The organism is Blastococcus sp. TF02A-26 (assembly GCF_003319125.1).
Lineage (GTDB): Bacteria > Actinomycetota > Actinomycetes > Mycobacteriales > Geodermatophilaceae > Trujillonella.
The window spans coordinates 41,042-55,783 of record NZ_QOHG01000022.1 but is presented as its reverse complement, the minus strand read 5'-3'; the positions used below and the strand labels follow the sequence as shown (position 1 = coordinate 55,783).

General features: G+C 74.5%; 17 protein-coding genes. 8 read left to right on the top strand and 9 right to left on the bottom strand.

The annotated features are described in order from the left end of the window. The first annotated feature begins 9 nt into the window (after positions 1-9). Positions 10-528 carry a hemerythrin domain-containing protein gene (locus DQ240_RS20160; RefSeq protein WP_113841499.1) on the top strand — a complete coding sequence of 173 codons (519 nt, stop codon included), beginning with the start codon at positions 10-12 and terminating at the stop codon, positions 526-528. Here DQ240_RS20160 and DQ240_RS20155 read toward each other — a convergent pair. From DQ240_RS20155 to DQ240_RS20145, 3 genes are all read right to left on the bottom strand, one after another. Continuing rightward, the gene (locus DQ240_RS20155; protein WP_199589423.1) at positions 525-1,682 is read right to left on the bottom strand and encodes an RNA polymerase sigma factor; all 1,158 of its coding nucleotides are present in this window, start codon (positions 1,680-1,682) and stop codon (positions 525-527) included. The two genes, DQ240_RS20160 and DQ240_RS20155, sit on opposite strands and share 4 nt — an antisense overlap. Beyond that, entirely contained in the window at positions 1,679-2,086 is a 408-nt protein-coding gene (locus DQ240_RS20150; RefSeq protein ID WP_113841498.1) for a YciI family protein, read from the bottom strand. The genes DQ240_RS20155 and DQ240_RS20150 overlap by 4 nt, the downstream gene beginning before the upstream one ends. Positions 2,087-2,180: 94 nt before the next feature. Continuing rightward, positions 2,181-2,552, bottom strand: coding sequence for a VOC family protein (locus DQ240_RS20145; protein WP_113841497.1), 372 nt, complete (start codon positions 2,550-2,552; stop codon positions 2,181-2,183). Between the two features lie 60 nt (positions 2,553-2,612). On the opposite strand from DQ240_RS20145, the gene DQ240_RS20140 reads away from it, so the two are divergent. Then, positions 2,613-3,074: a MarR family winged helix-turn-helix transcriptional regulator gene (locus tag DQ240_RS20140; protein WP_113841496.1), complete on the top strand. Its 462-nt coding sequence runs from the start codon at positions 2,613-2,615 to the stop codon at positions 3,072-3,074. Here DQ240_RS20140 and helR read toward each other — a convergent pair. Then, a complete protein-coding gene (helR, locus tag DQ240_RS20135) occupies positions 3,061-5,256 on the bottom strand; it encodes an RNA polymerase recycling motor ATPase HelR (protein WP_233498849.1) in 2,196 nt (731 codons plus the stop codon). The two genes, DQ240_RS20140 and helR, sit on opposite strands and share 14 nt — an antisense overlap. 241 nt (positions 5,257-5,497) lie before the next feature. On the opposite strand from helR, the gene DQ240_RS20130 reads away from it, so the two are divergent. Further along, positions 5,498-5,794, top strand: coding sequence for a hypothetical protein (locus DQ240_RS20130; protein WP_113841495.1), 297 nt, complete (start codon positions 5,498-5,500; stop codon positions 5,792-5,794). Between the two features lie 91 nt (positions 5,795-5,885). On the opposite strand, the gene DQ240_RS20125 is transcribed toward DQ240_RS20130, so the two are convergent. From DQ240_RS20125 to DQ240_RS23440, 4 genes are all read right to left on the bottom strand, one after another. Then, entirely contained in the window at positions 5,886-6,497 is a 612-nt protein-coding gene (locus DQ240_RS20125) for a maleylpyruvate isomerase family mycothiol-dependent enzyme (protein ID WP_113841494.1), read from the bottom strand. 61 nt (positions 6,498-6,558) lie between these two features. Next, a complete protein-coding gene (locus DQ240_RS20120; protein WP_113841493.1) occupies positions 6,559-7,056 on the bottom strand; it encodes a nuclear transport factor 2 family protein in 498 nt (165 codons plus the stop codon). Continuing rightward, positions 7,053-7,553, bottom strand: a complete 501-nt coding sequence (locus DQ240_RS23445) for a nuclear transport factor 2 family protein (protein ID WP_158548821.1) — start codon at positions 7,551-7,553, stop codon at positions 7,053-7,055. The genes DQ240_RS20120 and DQ240_RS23445 overlap by 4 nt, the downstream gene beginning before the upstream one ends. A gap of 52 nt (positions 7,554-7,605) precedes the next feature. Further along, a complete protein-coding gene (locus DQ240_RS23440) occupies positions 7,606-7,944 on the bottom strand; it encodes a hypothetical protein (protein ID WP_158548820.1) in 339 nt (112 codons plus the stop codon). Between the two features lie 55 nt (positions 7,945-7,999). Between DQ240_RS23440 and DQ240_RS20110 the strand changes: the two genes are divergently transcribed. From DQ240_RS20110 to DQ240_RS20090, 5 genes are all read left to right on the top strand, one after another. Further along, positions 8,000-9,043, top strand: coding sequence for an ABC transporter substrate-binding protein (locus tag DQ240_RS20110; RefSeq protein WP_113841491.1), 1,044 nt, complete (start codon positions 8,000-8,002; stop codon positions 9,041-9,043). A 51-nt stretch (positions 9,044-9,094) separates the two neighbouring features. After that, on the top strand, positions 9,095-10,267 hold the full coding sequence (locus tag DQ240_RS20105; protein WP_113841490.1) for a sensor histidine kinase: 1,173 nt from the start codon (positions 9,095-9,097) through the stop codon (positions 10,265-10,267). After that, positions 10,264-10,920 (top strand): response regulator transcription factor, encoded by a 657-nt coding sequence (locus DQ240_RS20100; protein ID WP_113841489.1) that lies wholly within the window; start codon positions 10,264-10,266, stop codon positions 10,918-10,920. The genes DQ240_RS20105 and DQ240_RS20100 overlap by 4 nt, the downstream gene beginning before the upstream one ends. 101 nt (positions 10,921-11,021) lie before the next feature. Then, positions 11,022-13,127 (top strand): MMPL family transporter, encoded by a 2,106-nt coding sequence (locus DQ240_RS20095; RefSeq protein WP_113841488.1) that lies wholly within the window; start codon positions 11,022-11,024, stop codon positions 13,125-13,127. 99 nt (positions 13,128-13,226) lie between these two features. Beyond that, positions 13,227-13,652: an MmcQ/YjbR family DNA-binding protein gene (locus DQ240_RS20090; protein WP_233498848.1), complete on the top strand. Its 426-nt coding sequence runs from the start codon at positions 13,227-13,229 to the stop codon at positions 13,650-13,652. Between the two features lie 57 nt (positions 13,653-13,709). Here DQ240_RS20090 and DQ240_RS20085 read toward each other — a convergent pair whose 3' ends face one another. Continuing rightward, positions 13,710-14,708, bottom strand: coding sequence for a sigma-70 family RNA polymerase sigma factor (locus tag DQ240_RS20085; RefSeq protein WP_113841487.1), 999 nt, complete (start codon positions 14,706-14,708; stop codon positions 13,710-13,712). Positions 14,709-14,742 lie beyond the last annotated feature (34 nt).

The window sequence follows — 14,742 nt, the reverse complement described above, 5'->3', positions numbered from 1 at the left end:
GGGCCGGGCATGTCCGACTTCGAGATCACCGCCCTCGTCCTGGCCGAGCACGAGATCTTCCGGCGCGACTTCGGTGCCCTGGAGGACCTGACCGGTCAGGAGCTGGCCGACGCGTGGACGGCCCTGGCCGCGCGGCTCGAGGTGCACGCCGTCGCCGAGGAGGAGCTGTTCTACCCGCTCCTCGCCCAGGAGGCCGATGGCGAGGAGGAGACGGCCGAGGGCGTGCACGACCACAACGCGATCCGGCACGCGGCCGCGGCCGTCGACGATCACGAGCTCGGCAGCGACGGCTGGTGGGAGGCGGTGCGGAACGCGCGGCAGGTCAACGCCGACCACATGGCCGAGGAGGAGACGGACTTCTTCCCGCCGTTCAAGGACGCCGTCGACGACGAGAAGCGCGAGGCCCTCGGGATGCGCTGGCTGGCCTTCCACGACGAGCACGAGGAGGCCGAGGGGCTGTCCGGCGAGGACGCCGACGTGGCCGAGGTCGTGGCGACCGAGGTGCCGGAGGGCGACCCGACCGTCTAACCGCCCGACGACGTGTTGAGTCGGGCTGCCTGCCGGGTCAGGTGGTCGCGCTCGGCCAGGTCCGTGGCCTTGACCGCCGCCTCCGCGTAGAACCGCGCCGCCGTCGACAGCTGCCCGGCGCGCTCGTGCAGGTGCGCCGAGACCGCGGCGTACCGCGGCAGCGACGGGTCAAGCTCGGCCAGCGCGGCGAGACCGGCGTGCGGTCCGTCGGCCTCCCCCACCGCCACCGCCCGGTTGAGCCGGACGACGGGGCTGCCGGTCAGCCGCACGAGCTCGTCGTACCACTCGACGATCTGCACCCAGTCGGTCTCCTCGGCGGTGCGGGCGTCCGCGTGCAGGGCGGCGATCGCCGCTTGGGCCTGGTACTCCCCCAGCCGGTCGCGGGAGAGCGCCGTCTGCAGGATCTGCACGCCCTCGGCGATCGCCGCGGTGTCCCAGCGGGTCCGGTCCTGCGACGCCAGGGGCACCAGGCTCCCGTCCGGTGCGGTCCTCGCCGGGCGCCGGGCCGAGTGCAGCAGCATCAGCGCGAGCAGCCCGGCCACCTCCGGGTGGTCCATCACCGCCGCGAGCTGCCGGGTCAGCCGGATCGCCTCGGCGACCAGGTCGACGTCCCCCGAGTAGCCCTCGTTGAACACCAGGTAGAGCACCCGCAGCACGGTGCCGACGTCACCCGGCTGGTCCAGCCGCACGCCGGCGACCGTCCGCTTCGCCCGGCTGATCCGCTGCGCCATCGTCGCCTCGGGGACGAGGTAGGCCGCGGCGATCTGCCGGGTGGTCAGCCCGCCGACGGCGCGCAACGTCAGCGCCACCGCCGAGGACGGCGACAGCGACGGGTGCGCGCAGAGGAAGTACAGGTGCAGCGAGTCGTCGACGTCGGGCACCGGTCCGGGCTCCGGCTCGACGTCGACGACGTCCTCCCGCCGCCGGCGGGCGGCGTCGGACCGGGTGGCGTCGAGGAACCGGCGCCAGGCCACGGTGACCAGCCAGCCGCGCGGGTCCAGCGGCGGATCGGCCGGCCAGCTCCGGACCGCCTCGACCAGCGCCTCCTGGACGGCGTCCTCGGCCGCGGCGAAGTCGGCTCCGCGGCGGACGAGGACGCCGAGCACCCCCGGGACGAGGCCCCGCAGGAGGGCCTCGTCCAGCGAGTCGCTCACTCCGAGATCAGCGGCGGCTCGCCGTAGAGCGGCCGGACCTCCAGCCACTCGTGGAGCGGCTTCCCGCCCGCGCCCGGCGCAGCGGACAGCTCCCCGGCCAGCTCGATCGCCCGCTCGGGACCGTCCACGTCGATGATCATGTAGCCGGCGATCAGGTCCTTGGTCTCGGCGAACGGACCGTCGGTGACCGGCGGGCGGCCCTCGCCGTCGAAGCGGACCCACATGCCGTCGGGTGCCAGCGCCTGGCCGTCGACGTACTCGCCGCTCTCCTCCAGCTTGGCCGCGAAGTCGTTCATGTACTGGATGTGGGCGGTGACCTCCTCCGGCGTCCACTGGTCCATCCGCACGTCGTTCACCGCAGCCGGTGCGCCGCGGTAGTGCTTGAGCAGCAGGTACTTGGCCATGTCTCTCTCCTCCGGTCCGGCGCCCATCGTGGCGCTACAACCCTGGGACGGAGCCGGTCTCCCGTTCTCGACATCCGCGAGCCGAGCCGTCCGCTCATCCGGCGCGGTCGTGGAGGGTGACCTGGTAGCCGTCGGGGTCGGCGAAGGTGAACGTCCGACCGAACGGCCCGTCGAACGGCGCGGAGACGACGGTGTGACCGTCGGCGACGAGAGCATCGTGGATGCCCTGGACGTCCGTGGCGTGGAGCCAGATCGCGGCACCGATGCCCGGCTGGGCTACCGAGGCGAGATCGGTGCCCGGCACGACGTCGCGGAGGGCGAACGCGATCGGCTCAGTCCGGAAGACGACGGCGTGCGGGGGTCCGGCCGGCGAGCGCACGAGTCCGAGGTACCGCTCGTAGAACGCCTGGGAAGCGGCGAGATCACGGGCCTGGAGGGAGATGAAGTCGGGGCCGGTGGCGGGCATGGGGTTCTCCGTTCGGTGTGTCAGGTAGCTGACACAGCGACGCTATGTCAGAATCCTGACATGAGTCAAGGCGGTGTCGGCATCGACCTGCAGACCTCCCTCGGTTACGTGCTGAAGGAGGCCTCCAGCGCCCTGCGCGCAGCCATGGAGGAGGTGCTGCGCCCGCTCGGGATGACCATCACGCACTACTCGTGCCTCGAGCTCCTGGCGCAACGACCGGGCCTGTCCAACTCCGAACTCGCCCGTGGCGCGTTCGTGACGCGGCAGTCGATGAACGTGCTGCTCCAGACGCTGGAACGGGACGGCTACGTGACTCGGCCCGCGGAGGCAGCCGTCGGGAAGACCCTCCCTGCGCAGCTCACGCCTCGCGGCCGACGGAGCCTGGAGAGGGCCAGCGCGGCGGTCCGGTCCGTCGAGGTCAGGATGCTGTCCAACCTGACCTCGACGGAACAGGCCCAGGCCCTCCGACTCCTGCGGAGCATGGTGCGGTCGCTGCGCGAGGCAGACGTCACGGACTCCTGAGGACGACGAGCTGGGACGTCGCCCGCGTCATCGCCACGTAGCGGTCGACCGCCCCCTCGACGCCGGTGCCGAACTCCTCCGGGTCCACGAGGACGACGAGATCGAACTCCAGCCCCTTCGCGAGCACCGGCGTCAGCGACCGGACCCGGGCAGAGCCGGGGAACGACGGAGCACCGATCACGCAGGCGACGCCCTCCTCGTGCTCGGCCAGCCAGTCGGAGACCACCGACTCCAGCTCCGACACCGCCCCGAACCGCACCGGGAGCCCGCTGCTCCGGATCGACGTCGGCACGTTGGCGTCCGGCAGCACCGCCCGGATCACCGGCTCCGCCTCCGCCATGACCTCCGCCGGCGTCCGGTAGTTCACCGTCAGGGACGCCAGCCGCACCTCGCCCAGGCCGACCCGCATCAGCCGCGAGGCCCACGACTCGGGGAAGCCGTGCCGCGCCTGCGCCCGGTCCCCCACCACCGTGAAGCTCCCCGAGGGGCAGCGCCGCAGCAGCATCGACCACTCGGCGTCGGTCAGCTCCTGCGCCTCGTCCACCACGACGTGCGCGAACGGGCCGGCGAGGAGGTCCGGCTCGGCCGCCGGCAGCGCGTCACCGTCGACCAGGGCTCCGCGCAGGTCCTGGCCACGCAGCATCGACATCACCTTCATGTCGGAGTCGTCGGTGGTGATCAGGTCCGCCACGACGTCGGCCATCCGGGCACGCTCCGCGGCGGTCACGGCCGCCTGCCGTCGCCGGCGCCGGGCCACCTCCGGATCCCCGATCCGCTGCCGGGCGGCGTCCAGGAGCGGCAGGTCCGACAGCGTCCAGGCAGCCGGGTCCGAACGCTGAAGCAGGTCGACCTCGTCGCGGGTCAGCCACGGTGCGCACCGGCGCAGGTAGGCCGGCACCGACCAGAGGTCGGCGACGAGGTCGGCCGGCTCCAGCAACGGCCACGCCCGGTCGAAGGCGCGGACGAGCTCGCGGTTCCCGGCCAGCGCACGCCGGTACGCCTCGTCGGGGTCCGCCGTGGCAAGCCCGTAGGCGTCGAACTCCTCCTCGGCCTCGGCCGACTCCTCCACGTCCCGGAGCTGGTCCAGCAGGATGGTCAGCAGCGCCTCCCACACCTGGTCACGGGCCTCGTTGTGCTGCGCGCCGGGATCGCGGGCGTCGAACGCCTCGGCCCAGTCGCCGCCGTCCAGCACGACGGTCCCCCACGGCGTGACCACCTCGGTGCGGCCGGTCGGCGGCGTCTCGTAGAGCCGGACCGCCGGCTCCACTGCCGCCACCATGCGCAGGTCCGCCTTGAGGCTCGCGACCGCGGGATCGGTCTCCTCGCCCACCGTCCGTCCCTGCGGGACGAGGTCGCGGAGCGTGCACGTCTGCACGCCGTCCTCCCCCAGGCTGGGCAGGACGTCGGACACGTACGCCAGGTAGGGCTCGTGCGGGCCGACGAACAGCACCCGGCCGCGGCCGGCACCCAGCCGCGGGTCGGAGTACAGCAGGTAGGCCGTCCGGTGCAGGGCGACGACGGTCTTGCCGGTCCCGGGCCCGCCGTCGACGACGAGCGCGCCGCGCGACCCCGCCCGGATGATCGCGTCCTGGTCGGCCTGGATGGTGCCGAGGACGTCGCGCATCCGCGCCGAGCGGTTGGTGCCGAGGCTCGCGATGAACGCCGACTGTTCGTCCAGCGCCGCGTGGCCCTCCAGCCCGTCGGCGGTGAAGACCTCGTCCCAGTAGTCGGTGATCCGGCCGCGGGTCCACCGGTACCGGCGGCGGCTGACCAGCCCGGCCGGGTCGGCGTGGGTGGCACCGAAGAACGGGGCCGCGGCCGGTGAGCGCCAGTCCAGCAGCAGCCGGCGCCCGGAGTCGTCGGTGAGCCCGAGGCGGCCGACGTACACCGCCTCGCCGTCCGCTCGGACCATCCGGCCCAGGCACAGGTCCAGCCCGAAGCGGCGCAGGGCCCGCAGCCGGGCGCTGAGCCGATGGACCTCCAGGTCCCGGTCCAGCGCCTCCTGCCCGGTCCCGCCGGGTGCGCGCCGCTCGGCGGCCAGCCGCTCGGAGAGGTCGGCGATCGACCGCTGGAGGCTGTCGGCGATCGCGGCGAAGTGCTGGTCGTCGGCGGCGATCAGCGCCGGGTCGGCCTTGCGGGAGAGCTCGTCGGGGAGGGCGAAAGCGCTGGTCAGAGGCTGCACGATGGGCGAGTGTGAGCCCGGACCGGGGTCTTGCCGCAAGCCCCCGCCTGCGCTATACGTTGAGGTGGGAAGAGCGGGACGCCGTCCCCTTCCCCTCCCCCTCAGGTGACTTCCGTTCGTGCGGGTCACCACCGGACGCCTGGCGCCGGCGATGATGGCGCACGCCACCTTCGACGCACTCGCGCTGGTCGTCGCGTTCGCGTCTGCCTAGCGACACCCCGTCCCTGGGTAGGACGGCGCCATGGCAGTGCGCAACGCGGCGGTCGCTTCCGCCGATCAGTGGCGGGACCCCGACGACGGCATCCGCTACCCGGCCGGTGAGGTGCACGCCTGGGAGCGCGGCCGCAACGAGACCGTCTGCGGGCTCTCGCTCTCGCGGTCGGGGCTGACCCGGTTCCCGCACGTCGGCTGGGCCGACGTGCAGCCGGAGTCCGGCCGGCACGCCGAGGAGGTCCAGGCCGTGTGCCGTCGCTGCGCGGCCGGGATGGGCGCCCGCCGCGACCAGCGCGGCTGGACGCGCACCAACCCCCGGCCCTGACCGACCCGCCGCGGCGAGGGTCGAGCCGGTCGGGCGTCGGTGGGGCCGCACCACGGCACGGCTCGAGGGACGGCGGCCCGGCTCAACCCGGTCAGCGCTTCGCCAGCTCCCGCCCGTCCGGGAGCCGCCGACCGGCGAGCAGGGCGACCAGCTCGCCGCTGTCGCCCCGCACGACCTCGCCGTCCCCCCGGCTCCACGTCGTGTCCGTCGCCTCCAGCCGCACCCCGGTCGGGTCCACCCCGAACCAGGAGCCGTCGACGGCGTCCAGCTGCCGCAGGATCTCGGACACGGCCTCGGGCGGAGCGACCGGCGGCCGGCCGAGGGCGAGGGTGACGTCCAGCGAGTGGATGACGGCGTGGTTCACGGCGCCCGCCGCACCACCGCCGGGCGGCTGCCAGGCGTGCAGCACCGGTGAGCGCAAGGCGGCCAGGTGCTCGGCGACCGGGAGGACGGCGTCCCGGTCGGCCACGGTGTCCGACAGGACGCCGAAGTCACCGCCCGCTGCCGCCATCTCGAGGCCGAACCGCTCGGGGGGGAGCCGCACCGGCATCGACACGTGCGCCACGACGTGCCGCAGCTGCCAGCCCGCGCAGAGCGAGGGCGCGTCCCACGCCTCCGCGGGCCCGGACTCCAGCACGTCGGCCAGGCCCTCGTAGGTCCGTGCCACCCACGCCCGGGCCTGGTCCCCGTCCACCGCGGTCATCTGGTCCTCCTCCGTCGCCGAGCGTCGGCGTCTCAGGACAGACCTCGGCTCGCCTCGGAACTCATCGGCCGGCCTGCGCGCTGCCCCGGAACAGCTCTCGTGCCTCGGACGCGCCGTCCAGGTTCCGGTTGACCCGCGACGCCACCCGCCACCCCTCCGGCCCGCGGCGGAAGTGCCACTCGTTGGCCGACAGCCGGAAGACGACGAAGTGACCCTCCGCCTCCCGCCACTGCACGTTCATCGCGTGGTTCCAGCCGAACGCCTCGTCGCCGGCGAGCTCGACGTGCAGCGGGGTGAGCACGTGCCCGGCGCCGGCGCGGATCAGGTCCTGGTGGCCGCCGGCGACCATCCCCGCGATCGCCTCGCGGCCGCTCCACACCGCGTAGGGCGGGGCTGCGTAGACGCCGTCCTCCGCCCACAGCGCGGCGGCCGCCTCGGGGTCGCCGACGTCGACGGCCGGCCCGTAGCGGGTGGCGAGCTGGGCGATCTCCTGCCGGTCCTCCAGCTCGCGCAACCGGGCGGAGAGCGCGGCCACCTCGGCGCGGAGGTCCTCGCTCACCGCGCCAGGCCGGGCAGCGCGGCGGTGGCCGCACGGGCGCCCTCGACCGGCGAGAACGTCGTCTGCAGCTGCGACTCGATGCCGCTGAGGACGTCCAGCCGGATCCGGGACAGGTACTGCGTCGAGATCTGCCACGAGCCCCCGGTCAGCCGGTAGGTCTCGTGGTAGTAGCCGTAGCCCTGCAGCGGCGTGCCGGGGAACTGCACGTAGTCGAACATCGGCCACAGCCCGGTCGCGGTGGTCGGCGACAGGATCTCCAGCACCGGGGCGTGGAACTGGTGGACGGTCGGCACCGCGTCGATCGAGCCGCGCACCATCTCCACGAACGCGTCGCGCCCCTCGACCGCCAGGTCGTTCTCCGTCGCCCAGCGGAAGTCCGCGGTGAACAGCGTCGCCCACACCTCCCACTGCTTCGTGTCGAGCAGGTAGGAGTACCGCGCCTTGAGCTGCCGGAGCTCCTCGAGGACGGACAGCTGGTCAGCGGTGTAGGTCGTCACGACCGCCGATCCTGTCCCTACCGCAAGGCTGTCGACAAGCCCCGGCCCCGGCTCAGAGCGGAGGGAGCTGCACGTCCTCGGCCCACAGCAGCCAGCCGCCGTCGATCTCCCGCCGCTGCCAGCCGTCGGGGTGCGGACCGTGCTCGCCGAACCGGTCGATCCGCTGCTCCACCCACCGCGCGAACCACGCCCGCCGCTCCGGCCCGGCGTCCGGGCGGACGACGGCCCGCACGTACGCGCCACCGGCGGGATCGGGGTCGAGCACCAGCATGCCGACGACGTCGGGATGGTCGGCGAGGTGCGCGTCGAGGTCGCCGGGGTGGTCGTGCGCGCCGAGCTCGCGGATGGCGACACCGCGGCCCAGCAGCCGTACCTCGGCGTCGGAGATCACGTCGTCCTCCCCTCTCCCCTGCCCATACTGACGCCCCCCGTCCCAGGAGGTGCGCGTGCCCGAGCCCTACCGCGTCGGAGTGCTCAACGACATGGCGGCCGGTCCCGGCGGTCCGGCCGGCGACCCGACCGACCTGCTGCAGGTGGCGGTCGACGAGCTGCTCGACGCCGGCCGGCTGGACCGCGAGGTGGAGTTCGTCCCCGCCTACGGCCTCGGCCTGCCCGAGGGGACGGCGGCCGCGGTCGAGCGCGCCTACGCCCGGCTCGCCGACGACGACGTGCTGCTGGTGGTGGGACCCGCGATCGGAGACAACTCCCTGGTCGTGACGCCGCTGGCCGAGCGGTTCCGGCTGCCGACGATCAACTGGGCCGGCACCGAGCGGGGTCGCGGCGAGTGGATGTTCCACCTCCAGGTCGGCTCCCACGAGGACGAGTCCCTGGTCATCGCCCGGCACCTCGCGGCGGTCGGGGCGCGGCAGGTCGGCGTCGTCCACGACCGCTCCCCCATCGGCCGCCGGCACCTGCAGTTCCTCCAGGACGAGGCCGACGTGCTCGGCCTGCGGCTCTCCGGCACGGCGGGGATCGCCGTCTCGGCCGACGACGCCGCCGAGGAGGTCGGCGCGGTGCTCGGCGGCGCGGACGCGGTGATGTACCTCGGTCTCGGGCTCGCCGCTCCCGCCGTCGCGCGGGCGGTGACGGCCGCGGGCTTCGCCGGGCCGAAGGTGATGAACACCTGCGGGCTGCGCGGCTACGCCCCCGACTTCGGCCGGGTGATCGACGGCTGGGTGTACGTGGACATGCACTCGGACCGGAACACGACCCTGGCGGCGTTCCGCCAGCGGCTCGGGTCGCGGGACCGTCCGGGCTTCAGCGTCGCCTACCAGTACGACATGGGCCGGCTCGTCGCCGAGGGCCTGGCTCGCGCGCCCGAGCGCACCCGGGACGGCGTCCGCGAGGGCCTCGAGGCGGTCAAGTGGCTGCCCGCCGCGCAGGGGCACGAGGGCACGCTGCTCGGCTTCGGCCACCGGGACCGCGGCGCGCTGCACGGCCGGTACCTGGTGCTGCGGCAGTGGCGGGACGGCTCCTCGGTCGAGCTGTAGATCCCTCGCGCGAGGGAGTCCGGGGAGCTCCGCGGTTGGGAGGATCGGGGGATGACGGGCCTCCGCGGCGACTGGCGCCGCCAGTGGACCGACCACCCCTACGTGGTCGACACGCTGCTGGCCGTGCTGGTCCTGACCGTCTCCCTGCAACCGCTGCTGCGGCAGGTCGGCTGCGGGTGCGAGGCGGTCCCGCTGTGGGGCTACGCGCTCGTGGTCGGCGAGTGCCTGCCGCTGGTGTGGCGGCGCCGGTTCCCGTTCACCGTCGCCCTGGCGTGCGGCGTCCTCACGACGGTGCACGGCCTGAGCGACGTCCCCGACCCGGCGGTGTTCTTCGCGGGGCTGGTCGCCCTGTACAGCGTCGCGGCCCACGGCAGCCGCCGGCTGGCGCTGCTCGCCGCGGGCACCGCCGTGGTCGCGATCAGCCTGAGCCTGGTGGTCGACCGCGCCGACGCCGACCTCGAGGACTTCACGATCCCCGCGCTCACCTTCGCCGCCGCCTGGCTGCTCGGCGACGGCGCCCGCAACCGCCGGCTGGCCGCCGTCCGCGCCGAGGAGCGGGCCGCCTCGCTCGAGCGGACCCGGGCCGCCGAGGCGCGGCAGGCCGTGGTCGAGGAGCGCAACCGGATCGCCCGGGAGATGCACGACGTGCTCGCCCACTCCGTCAGCATGATGGTCGTGCAGGCCGAGGCCGGACCCGTCGTCGTCGAGCGCGACCCCGCCCGGGCGATCCAGGCGTTCGACGCGATCAGCGCGACGGGGCGCTCCGCGCTGACCGAGCTGCGCCGGCTGCTCGGTGTCCTCCGGGAGGACGTCGCCTCCCCGCTGGCGCCCCAACCGGGTCTGGCGCAGGTCCCGGAGCTGGTCGGGACGGTCCGGAGCGCCGGGGTGGACGTCGACCTGCGGATCACCGGCGAGCTGCCGCCGGCGTCGTCCACGATCGACCTGGCCGGCTACCGGATCGTGCAGGAGGCGCTCACCAACGTGGTCAAGCACGCGGGCCCGGCCCGGGTCGTCGTCCGGGTCGAGGTCTCCGCCGGCCGGTTGCTGATCGACGTGGCCGACGACGGGCTCGGGACCACCGCCTCGACCGAGGCCGGGCGCGGCCTGCTGGGGATGCACGAGCGGGCCGCGGCCGCCGGCGGCACGGTCACGGCCGGGCCCTCTCCCGACGGCGGGTGGCGGGTCCGCGCCGAGCTGCCGCTGACCCCGGTGCGGCAGCCGTGACCACCCGGGTGCTGCTGGCCGACGACCAGCAGCTGGTCCGGGCCGGCTTTCGGATGATCCTCGAGGCCCAGGACGACCTCGTCGTCGTCGGCGAGGCCGGCGACGGGCAGGAGGCCGTCGAGATCGCCCGCCGCGAGCGGCCGGACGTCGTCCTCATGGACATCCGGATGCCCCGCCTGGACGGCATCGCCGCCACCCGCGCGATCGTGGCGGAGAACCCGGCGACGCGCGTCCTCGTGCTCACGACCTTCGACCTCGACGAGTACGTCTACGCCACGCTGGAGGCGGGGGCCAGCGGCTTCCAGCTCAAGGACGTCGGCCGGGACGACCTCGTCGCCGCCGTCCGGGTGGTCGCCGGCGGCGAGGCACTGCTGGCGCCCACGGTCACCCGGCGACTGCTGGCCGACTTCGTCCGCGCGCGGCCCGCACCGCCCGCCCCCGCACCGGCCGGACCGCTCACCGCCCGCGAGCAGGAGACGCTCGAGCTGCTGGCGCGCGGACTGTCGAACGCCGAGATCGTCGCCCGGCTGGTGGTCAGCGAGCACACGGTGAAGACCCACGTCGGCAACGTGCTCATGAAGCTCGGCCTGCGCGATCGGATCCACGCGGTGATCCACGCCTACGAGCACGGCATCGTCCGCCCGGGGGCCTGACTCCCCCGCGCGGGGGAGGCCGGAGACCGCCGGTGCGAGGGAGGTGGCCGGGGCCGCGGATGACCAGGCTCTGAGCAGCCACTTCGACCGAGGAGACCGCCGTGCTGCTCCCCCGCCTCGCCGCCTGGTCCGCCGCCCACCGGCGCCTGGTCCTCGCCCTCTGGGCCGCCGTCCTCGTCGGGGGCGTGCTGTGCGCGCCGGCCCTGTTCGAGCGGCTCGACGGCGACGTCGGGTCGATCGACGGCAGCGAGTCCGACCGGGCGAGCGAGCTGCTCTGGGAGGCGGCTCCGGGCGGCGAGACCATCGCCGCCGTCCTCGACGGCCGCCCCGCCGCCGACCTCCGGGAGCCGGTCTCCCGCCTGGCCGGGGAGCTGTCGGCGCTGCCGGGCGTCGCCGCGGTGGCGACACCGTGGTCGGGCGGCGGCGAGTCGCTGGTCGCGACCGACGGGCAGGCCGTCGCCGTGGCCGTCACGTTCGAGCCGACCCTGGAGGGGTGGGCCGCCGTCGACGACGCCGCCGCCCTGCTCCGGGACGCCGACGCGCCCCGGGTCGTCGTCGGCGGCGGACCGCTGCAGGACGACGAGATGGACGACCAGGCGGCCAGCGACCTCGCCCGCGCCGAGATGATCTCGATGCCGGTCGCCCTGCTGCTGATGGTCGTGCTGTTCGGCGGCGTGCTTGCCGCGGGCATCCCGGTGCTGGTCGCGCTGGCCGGGGTCGGCGCCACCCTCGGCGCCCTGCTGCTGGCCACCGCGGTCGCCGACGTGTCGGTCTACGCGGTCAACGTCGTCACCATGCTCGGGCTGGGGCTGGCCGTCGACTACGGCCTGCTGCTGGTCTCCCGGTTCCGCGAGGAGAAGGCCGCCGGCGGGGACGCGCTGTACCGGACCTTCGCCACCGCGGGGCGCACCGTCACCTTCTCCGGCCTCACCGTGGCCGCCTCGCTCAGCGGGCTGCTGGTGTTCCCGGACGACTTCCTCCGGTCGATGGGTCTGGCCGGCCTGGCGGTCGTGCTGCTCGACCTGGTCGCCGCGCTCACCCTGGTGCCGGCGTTGCTGGCCGTGTGGGGCCGGCGGATCGGGCCGGCGCGGGTCGGCGGCGGCCACCGGTTCGCCGGGATCGCGCGGCGGGTGCGGCGGCGTCCCGTGCTGGTGGTGGTCGTCGTCGGCGGCGTCCTGGCTCTGGCCGCGACACCGTTCCTGGGTGCGCGGTTCGCCGATCCCGACGCCCGCTCACTGCCGTCGGGCTCGGCCTCGCGGGAGCTGGCGTCGCTCGCGGAGTCGCGCTTCGTCGACGCGGGCGACGTCGACCCGGTGACCGTGGTCGTGCCCGGTGGCCTGACGTCGGCCGAGGCCGCCGCCTACGCCGATCGGCTCGGCGCGCTGTCCGGGGTGCGTTCGGTGTCGGTGCGGGCGGAGGTGCCGGGTCTGACGGTGCTGGACGTCGTCCCCTCCGGCGACTCGCAGGGTCCGGTGGCGATGCGGCTGGTGGACGACGTCCGCGCGCTGCCCGCCCCGGCGCCGGTGCTGGTCACGGGGGACGCCGCCCAGCTGGCGGACTACCAGCAGGCGCTGGTGGACCGGCTGCCGTGGATGGTGCTCGTCATCGCCGGGGCGACGACGGTCCTGCTGTTCCTGTTCACCGGCTCGCTGGTGGTGCCGCTCAAGGCGCTGGCGCTGGGCGTGCTGAGCCTCGGGGCCAGCTTCGGTGCGCTGGTCTGGGTCTTCCAGGACGGCCACCTCGGCTCGCTGATCGGCACCGAGGCGCTGGGCAGCCTGAGCATCACCACCCCGGTCATCGTGCTGGCGATCGCCTTCGGGTTGTCGATGGACTACGAGGTGTTCCTGCTCGGGCGGATCGCGGAGGAGCACCGCCGCACCGGCGACACCGACCTCGCGGTGGAGCGCGGGCTGCAGCAGACGGGCCGGATCGTCACCGCGGCCGCGCTGCTCATCGTCGTGGTCTTCGCCGGGTTCGTGGCCGGCGGGTTCTCCCCGATCAAGCAGATCGGCCTCGGGCTGGCGCTGGCCGTGGTGGTCGACGCGACGCTCGTGCGGATGCTGCTTCTCCCGGCGGTGATGACGCTGATGGGCCGGGCGAACTGGTGGGCGCCCCGACCGCTGCGCCGGCTGCACGCCCGGCTGCGGCTCACCGAGGAGGCGCCGGCGGTCCCAGTGCCGAGCGAGCGCGTGCCGGTCCCCGCCTGATCCCCCGCAGCGTTGTCCCCGCACCGGCCACGACAGCACGAGTCCTGGCCGGTGCCGGGACGACGCTCCGGTGGGGCCGCCGGTCCTACGCTGCGCGGCGTGACCGCTGACCGGCCGGCACGGGTCGAGGACGTGCACGAGCTCGCGCTCGCGATGCCGCACGTGACCGTCGTCCGTGGCGGCGCGGGCAATCCGGTCTACCAGGTGGGCGGCAAGTCCTTCGTGTTCTTCCGGACCCCGCGGCCGGACGCCGTCGACCCCGAGACCGGGGAGCGGCTGCCCGACGTCATCGTCTTCTGGGTCGAGTCCGAGGCCGACAAGGAGGCGCTCGTCCAGGACCGGTCGACGCCGTTCTTCACCACGCCGCACTTCGACGGGCACCCCTCGGTGCTCGTGCGGGCGAGCCGCCTCGGCGAGATCACCCGGCAGGAGCTGGCCGAGCTGGTGCAGGACGCGTGGCTCGCCCGGGCCTCCGCCCGCCGCCGAGCCGTCTGGCTGGCCGAGCACGGAGTCGTCGACCGCTGAACGGCCGCGGCCCACTCCCGGGGTGGGAGTGGGCCGCGGCCGTTCAGCGGTCGGGAGTCAGGCGACGGACCCCGGCGGCAGCGAGGCCGGCAGACCGAGCTTCACGAACAGGCCGGTGTCCAGGTCGAGGAAGCTGGAGATGTGGGCGATCCGCCCGTCGGCGATCTCCAGCACGTGCAGGCCCCACGGCACGTGACCACCGCCCTCCGTCGGGCGGTACTGGGCGAAGGCCGGGGACCCGTTGGCCGTGGTCTCGATCAGCCGCGAGTTCCGGCAGCCGGAGCCCGGGCCGAGCATCCAGGTGCCGATGTCCTCCCGGCCGCGCAGCCACATCTCGAACGGCGGCATGTGCTGCGTCGCGTCCTCGTGGAGCAGTTGCACGAACGCCTCGATGTCGTACCGCAGGAACGCGTCGAGGTAGCGGTCGAGCAGGTCGCGGTGGTCGTCGTCCAGCGGCCGGGAGTCGAGCTCGCCGCCCACGGCGGCCAGCGTCGCCCGGGCCCGCTGCAGCGCGCTGTTCACCGAGGCGACCGTCGACTCCAGCAGGGTGGCGACCTCCTCGGCCTTCCAGCGCAGCACGTCGCGCAGCAGCAGCACCGCGCGCTGCCGGGGCGGCAGGTGCTGCAGCGCCGCCACGAACGCCAGCCGGATCGACTCCCGGGCCACCGCCTGCTCGGCGGGGTCGCCGTCCTCCGGGAGGACCTGGCGGTCCAGCACCGGCTCCACCCACGCCTCGGCCGGCTTGACCGCGGCCAGCGACGCCTCCACCGGCTGCCACGACGTACCGGACAGGTCCATCGGCAGGGCCCGCCGCTTGCGGCCGTTCAGCTGGTCCAGGCACACGTTGGTGGCGATCCGGTAGAGCCACGACCGCAGAGCCGAACGGCCCTCGAAGTCACCCAGCCCCCGCCAGGCCCGCACCATCGTCTCCTGCACCGCGTCCTCGGCGTCGAACGACGACCCGAGCATCCGGTAGCAGTAGCCGGTGAGCTCGCGGCGGTGCTCCAGCAGCCGCGGGTCGAGCTCGCTGGTCTGGCCGGGCAGGACGGTCGTCACGGCTCCTCCTGGGGGTGCGGGGAGAGCCAGCTCA